Genomic DNA, 6,051 nt, shown 5'->3' with positions numbered 1-6,051 from the left:
CGATAGATCTCCTTCACGCCGAGATCGCGATAGAACTCAAGTTGCCGCCGAATATCTTCAGTGCGCATAAGGCGCCGTCGCCAGCAAACGCAGCTTCATGCTCTCGTTGAAGATCTGATCCGCAATCACGCGCTTGGGCGCGCGCGGCAGTTCCGTCGTGCCGGAGCGGGTCACCAGAATGACCTGGTTGTCGTCGCTCTCGAAGCCCGTATCCGACTGGCCCACTAAGTTGCCGACGATCATGTCGCAATTCTTCGCTTCCAGCTTGCGCTTCGCTTCCTGAACCAGATTCTCGGTCTCAGCGGCAAACCCGATCAGCAAGCGATCGCCCTTCTTGCGGCCCAACTCCGCCAGGATGTCCGGGGTCGGGTCCAACTCCACCGAGAATCGCGCCATCGTTTTCTTGATCTTGTGCTGGGGCACGCTGGCTACCCGGAAGTCAGCCACCGCCGCGCACTTGATCACGATCGACACGCCGTCCAGATGCGCGAACACCGCATTGCGCATCTCCTCCGCGGTCTTCACATCGACGCGCTCGACTCCGGACGGCGTATGCAGATCCACCGGACCGCTAATCAAAATGACATGCGCGCCACGCGCGGCCGCGGCTTCAGCCAGCGCGAAACCCATCTTGCCGCTCGAACGGTTGGATAGAAATCGAACCGGATCAATCGGCTCCTGCGTAGGACCTGCCGTGATTAACACGGTTTCGCCGACGAGGTCGTGAACCACCTGCGGCTTACACGCGCGGTCCACCGCATCCGCAATTTCCACCGGCTCGGCCAGCCGCCCCGGACCGATCACACCGCAAGCCAGGAAACCATCACCCGGACTCACGATCACGTGCCCGCGTCCGCGCAGTACTTCCAGATTTGAGCGCGTGGCCGGATGTCCCCACATGTTGGCGTTCATCGCGGGCGCCAACACCACCGGTCCGGTGAACGCCAGATACATCGTGCTCAGAAAATCGCCGGCGAAGCCATGCGCGAACTGCGCCAGCACATTCGCGGTCGCAGGCGCGACCACCAGCAGATCGTTCTCCTGCGCCACGCCGATATGCTCGACGGAACTCGCGAGCGTGGATTCCGCGCTGCCGTCGGAGAATAGCGAGGTAATCGGCTTGCGTCCGGTCAGCGTGGCGAAGGTTAACGGCGTAATGAATTGCTGCGCCGCGTCCGTCAGAATGGCCTGCACCTCATGCCCGCGCTGAATCAGCAGACGCGCGAGTTCCGCGGCTTTATAAGCCGCGATGCCGCCGCTCACCCCCAGCGCGATCCGCATCTAGCTCGGCGATTCCTCAGCCGTTGCTTCCTCTTCCACCGGCTCGTCGGTTTGGCCCGGCACGTAGTATTTGACCAGTCCGCGCCGCGCTTCTTCCGTCGCGATCACGGTAGCCTTCTTAGCCGTCGTCGGCAGCAGTGGACGCGACCCGCCCTGAAGCTGCCGCGCCCGTTTGGCCGCGACAATGATGTATCGATACGTGCTTTGCTCCGCGTCATCGGGCAGCGTGCAGTGGGAATTGCTTCTAAATTCACTCATTCGACTTACCTAACTCCTATCTTCCTGTAAAGCGGCATGTTGCAAACCGTCCTGGAAGGTTTCAAGGATCGGCTGGATTTGCTCTTCCACCCGCGCCCGTCGCACCCGTTCCGCCCGGACAATTCCGATGAGTGTCAACGACGACTCCTCGAGATTGTCGTTGATCAGCACGTAGTCGTAAGCGCGATAGTTCTCGATTTCGCGCGCGGCATCGTGCAACCGGCGCTCGATCACCGCGTCCGAATCCTCGCTCCGGGAACGCAGCCGCGCTTCCAACACTTTCCGCGAGGGCGGCAGGATGAAAATCGAAACGGCGCCGGGGACCTTCCTCTTTAATTGTGCCGCACCTTGAACGTCGATGTCGAGCACCAGATCGCAGCCCTTCACCTCGGCCGCGCTCAGCACCCCGTAATGCGTTCCGTAGTAGTTGCCGAATACGTCCGCATACTCCAGGAATTCGTCATTCGCGATGCGCGCTTCAAAGTCCTCGCGGGTCGTGAAAACGTAGTCTTCGCCATTCTGTTCCGCCCCGCGCGGCCGGCGCGTCGTGTAGGAAACGGAGAACGTGAGACGCGGCACATCCCGAAGCAGCCGGGCGACAAGCGTCGATTTACCTGACCCGGACGGCGCCGAGATGATGAATACGACCGGTGTTCCCATCACTCCAGATTTAGCGACTGTTCGCGCATTTTATCGATCTCCGCCTTGGCGGCAAGTCCCAGGTCGGTCAACTTGAGCCCCTGATCGCCGAGTCCACCCGTTTTCGACAGGATCGTGTTGCTTTCGCGGTTCATCTCCTGCAGCAGAAAATCGAGCTTTTTCCCGATCCCACCTTCGCCGTGCAGGACTTCGAGCACCTGCGCGGCGTGCGTTTTCAGGCGAATCAATTCTTCGCTGATGTCGCTCCTGTCGGCCAGAATCGCCGCTTCCTGTATGAGGCGCTGCGGCTCGACGGCGGTCCCGCGCAGTAACTCGTTCAACCGCGCCGTCAGCCTTTGTTGAAACGCTGCCGCAGCGTTCTCGCGCAAGCCGCTCATGCGTTCGGCCAGGTCCTCGACTGCGCGCGCGCGGCCCGCGATTTCCACCGCGAGCACCGCGCCTTCTCGGGCCCGGAACGCCTGCAGTTCATTCAACGCTTCGGCAAGACATTCGTTCAACGCCGATTCGAGTTCCGGTGTCCACTCGATACGGCCGTCGGTCTCAAGGATTCCGGGAACGCGCAGCGCCGCTTCGGGACCCGGCTGCTCTGACGATCCAAGCACGCGCGCCACTTCGCGAAACGCATCGGCCCAGCGTTCCAGCAGCCCGATGTTTACGGACCCGGCTGTCCCGTTTGCGCCGCGCTCGGCACCTCGGTCAACCAGCACGTTGACTTGCACATGTCCGCGCTCCAGACACTGCTTCAACGCCGCGCGTGCCGTCGGTTCGAAAGGATCCAGCGCCGAAGGCATATGAAAATGCAGATCGAGCCCGCGGTGGTTCACGCTTTTCAGATTGATTTCGACATCCACCGCGCCCGCGCTGCGGCGTGCTCGCGCGAAGCCGGTCATGCTCCGGGCTCTCATAGTCACAATTCGATCCCGACCGGTTCCAGGAACTGCAACTCGTGCAGCCGCTGATACGTGCCGTTGAGCCGCAGCAACTCCTCGTGCGTGCCTTCTTCCGTGATGCGCCCGCGCTCCAGCACCGCGATTTTATCCGCCCTCCGGATGGTCGAGATACGATGCGCGATCACGATCACGGTGCGCCCGACCATCAGATTGCCGAGCGCCCGCTGCACCAGCATCTCCGATTCGGCATCCAGATGCGAAGTCGCCTCATCCAGAATCAGGATGGGCGCGTTCTTGAACAGCGCCCGGGCGATTGCCAGACGCTGCCGCTGCCCGCCGCTCAGCTTGACTCCGCGCTCGCCGATCACCGTGTCGTAGCCGTGCGGCATGCGCTCGATGAACTCGTCCGCCAGCGCGACCCGTGCGGCTTCGCGCACTTTTTCGCGATTGAACGCCTGGTTCCCATAAGCGATATTGTTCGCGACCGTGTCGTTGAACAGAAAGGTATCCTGCGCGACGAGGCCGATATGCGCGCGCAGCGAATCGAGCGTGAAACTCCGCAGATCCGCGCCATCGATCAGCACCGCGCCCGCGCCCGGATCATGAAAGCGCGCCACCAGCCGCGCGAGTGTCGATTTGCCCGCGCCGCTCGGCCCGACCAGTGCCACCACTTGACCTGAAGCCACTTCCAGATTGATGTCGAGAAGCGCCGGTGTATCGGGAGCGTTCGGATATGCGAAACGAACTCGTTCGAACCGGATACCATGGCGCAGACCCGGCAAAATGCGCGCGCCGGGCAATGTGCGGATCTCTTCCGGCTCGTCCAGATATTCAAACACGCGCTGCGCCGCGCCCATCGCCTGCTCGAACATGTTGTGGATGTTGGTCAGCCGTTTCACCGGCTCGTACAGCATCAGGAGCGCAATCACGAAACTCGTGAATTGTCCGGCCGTCAGCGCGCCGCTTTGAATCTGCGTGCGCGCGTAACCGAGCAGCGCAACAATCGTCACGGCCGCGAAGAATTCAATCAGCGGCGATGCGATCGCCTGCTGCAGCACGTAGCGCAGATTCCCTTTCAGCAGCCATTCGCTCGCGGCCTGAAACCGCCGCACCTCATATTTCTCGGCGCCGAACGCCTTCACCACTTCCTGCCCGGTAATGGCTTCCTGCAAGATCTGATTGATCTCGCCCGCGGCATCCTGCGTGTTGCGGCTGGTTCGGCGGATGCGGCGGCCGATGCGCACCGTTGGATAGAGCACGAACGGCAGCACCGTCAAGCTGACCAGCGCCAGCCGCCAATCGCGATGCAGCACGACGAAGAGCAATCCGGCGACAACGAAGAGTTGCCGCATGGAATCGGCCAGCACGCTTGAAATCGCGGTCTGCACTTTCTCGATGTCGCTCATGATCGAGCTCATCACGCGCCCGGTCGAATGCGTTTCGTAGAAGCTCGCGCTCTGCCGCACGACCTTCTGGAAAGCTTCCGCGCGCAAGTTCGTGATCGCCGAAAATCCCGCGTAGCTCACCAGGTAATTCGCGACGTAATCGAAGACTCCCTTGGCCGCAAACACGACCAAAATGGCGATCGAAACCACGGTCCAGACATCGTGAACACCGGGCAGCAGCGCATCCAGATACACCGGCTTGCGGGTGAACGGATTGTCGTAGAGATAGACGGGGGCATGCGTGTGGCCGGGGGAAAGCACGCGGTCGATAACCGGCTGAATCAGCAGCGCCATGGATGCGTGCGCCGCGCCCACCAGCGCCATCAGGATGACGGACAGGATCAGTTGCGGCAGGTAGCGCCGCGCGTACTTCAGAAGCCGCAGCCAGTCCTTCATGGGTCAAACCTCAAGCATGTACCCGCATGCGATCGAGTGCCCGCATCACTTCCTGGTCGGAGATGCTGTGGATCGGGCCGTTCGCTTTGAACACCTGCGCCTCGCACTTCCAAGGCGCCCATACCGTCGCATCCGAAGGCCCGAAGAGGACGACCAAGGGAACCCCGAAGGCCGCGGCCATATGCGCCGGCCCGGAATCGTTACCCACGAACAGCGAAGCGCCGGCGATCAGCGCTTTCAAGCTCTCGAGCGAAGCGCCCGCGACCGCCGGCCAGCGCTGAAACGGCGACACATCTTCGCCCGGACCCGCCACAAACACGGGCTGCAGCCCCAACTCCCGTTTCAAATGCTGGGCCACATTCATGAAGGATGGCGCGGGCCACGTCTTCTCGGGAGCCGATGCCGATGCATGAATGACCGCGTAGGGCTCGTGCAGCGGCAACGGCGACGCAGCGCTCACAAAGAGCCGAGCCCGCGGAATCTCCTGTTGCGGCACGCCGAGATGAAACATCGCCGATGCCGCGTGCTCGGCCGTGTGAACCGTCCGCTCGACGCCCAGAATCTGCTGCGCCCGCGGGATCCGCACGTTATAGATCGCCTGGAACCGGTAATGCCCGAAACCCGCCCGCCACCGCGCTCCGGATGCCAGCGTCAAGCGAGCGCTTCGCGTGCCGCCATGCAGGTTTAGACACAGCGCAGGCCTAAACCGGCGCAACTCCCGAGCGCCCGGCGCAAGAACCGCGCTCACGTCCGGGTTGCCCGCATACACCGGGGCGAAGCGTTCTTCCGAAACCAAGCCGATCTGCAAATCCGGCCGCGCCTGTTTCAGCAAATGAAGCGCGGGCGTCGCCAGGATGGAATCGCCCATCGATCGCAGCCGGATCACGGCCACACGCGACCCGAGCGGCACGCGGTCAAGCACGCTACTCATCGGGCATTACTCATCGGCGCTATTCATCAATGCCGGCTTCGTCGATCAGCATGCGCGGAATGTCATCCCGCACCGGATATAACCGGTGGCACTCAACGCAGCGCAAACCGCTCCCGTCGGGTTTTAGCTCCAGCTTCGACTTGCAAGCCGGGCACACCAATATTTCAAGTAACTCCGCACTTATCGCCAT

The 6,051-nt window shown here is 62.1% G+C and carries 7 protein-coding genes; all 7 read right to left on the bottom strand.

The features are described 5' to 3' along the window. Nucleotides 1-57: 57 nt before the first annotated feature. Genes coaBC through H1Y01_RS02475 form a run of 7 tightly spaced genes read right to left on the bottom strand, consistent with a single transcriptional unit; the run spans nucleotide 58 to nucleotide 6,051 of the window. The gene (coaBC, locus tag H1Y01_RS02505) at nucleotides 58-1,281 is read right to left on the bottom strand and encodes a bifunctional phosphopantothenoylcysteine decarboxylase/phosphopantothenate--cysteine ligase CoaBC (protein WP_180538514.1); all 1,224 of its coding nucleotides are present in this window, start codon (nucleotides 1,279-1,281) and stop codon (nucleotides 58-60) included. Continuing rightward, entirely contained in the window at nucleotides 1,282-1,539 is a 258-nt protein-coding gene (gene rpoZ, locus H1Y01_RS02500; RefSeq protein ID WP_180538513.1) for a DNA-directed RNA polymerase subunit omega, read from the bottom strand. A gap of 9 nt (nucleotides 1,540-1,548) precedes the next feature. After that, nucleotides 1,549-2,199, bottom strand: a complete 651-nt coding sequence (gene gmk, locus H1Y01_RS02495) for a guanylate kinase (RefSeq protein WP_180538512.1) — start codon at nucleotides 2,197-2,199, stop codon at nucleotides 1,549-1,551. Continuing rightward, nucleotides 2,199-3,104: a YicC/YloC family endoribonuclease gene (locus H1Y01_RS02490; protein WP_219341199.1), complete on the bottom strand. Its 906-nt coding sequence runs from the start codon at nucleotides 3,102-3,104 to the stop codon at nucleotides 2,199-2,201. Before H1Y01_RS02490 ends, gmk begins: the two co-directional genes overlap by 1 nt. Nucleotides 3,105-3,106: 2 nt before the next feature. Further along, nucleotides 3,107-4,930: an ABC transporter ATP-binding protein gene (locus tag H1Y01_RS02485; RefSeq protein WP_180538511.1), complete on the bottom strand. Its 1,824-nt coding sequence runs from the start codon at nucleotides 4,928-4,930 to the stop codon at nucleotides 3,107-3,109. Between the two features lie 10 nt (nucleotides 4,931-4,940). Next, nucleotides 4,941-5,861 (bottom strand): glycosyltransferase family 9 protein, encoded by a 921-nt coding sequence (locus H1Y01_RS02480; protein WP_180538510.1) that lies wholly within the window; start codon nucleotides 5,859-5,861, stop codon nucleotides 4,941-4,943. A gap of 19 nt (nucleotides 5,862-5,880) precedes the next feature. Beyond that, entirely contained in the window at nucleotides 5,881-6,051 is a 171-nt protein-coding gene (locus H1Y01_RS02475) for a Trm112 family protein (protein ID WP_180538509.1), read from the bottom strand.

It is taken from the genome of Nevskia soli, from assembly GCF_903970205.1.
Classification (GTDB): Bacteria; Acidobacteriota; Terriglobia; order Bryobacterales; family Bryobacteraceae; genus Bog-113.
This window is presented reverse-complemented; position numbering and strand designations above follow the sequence as displayed.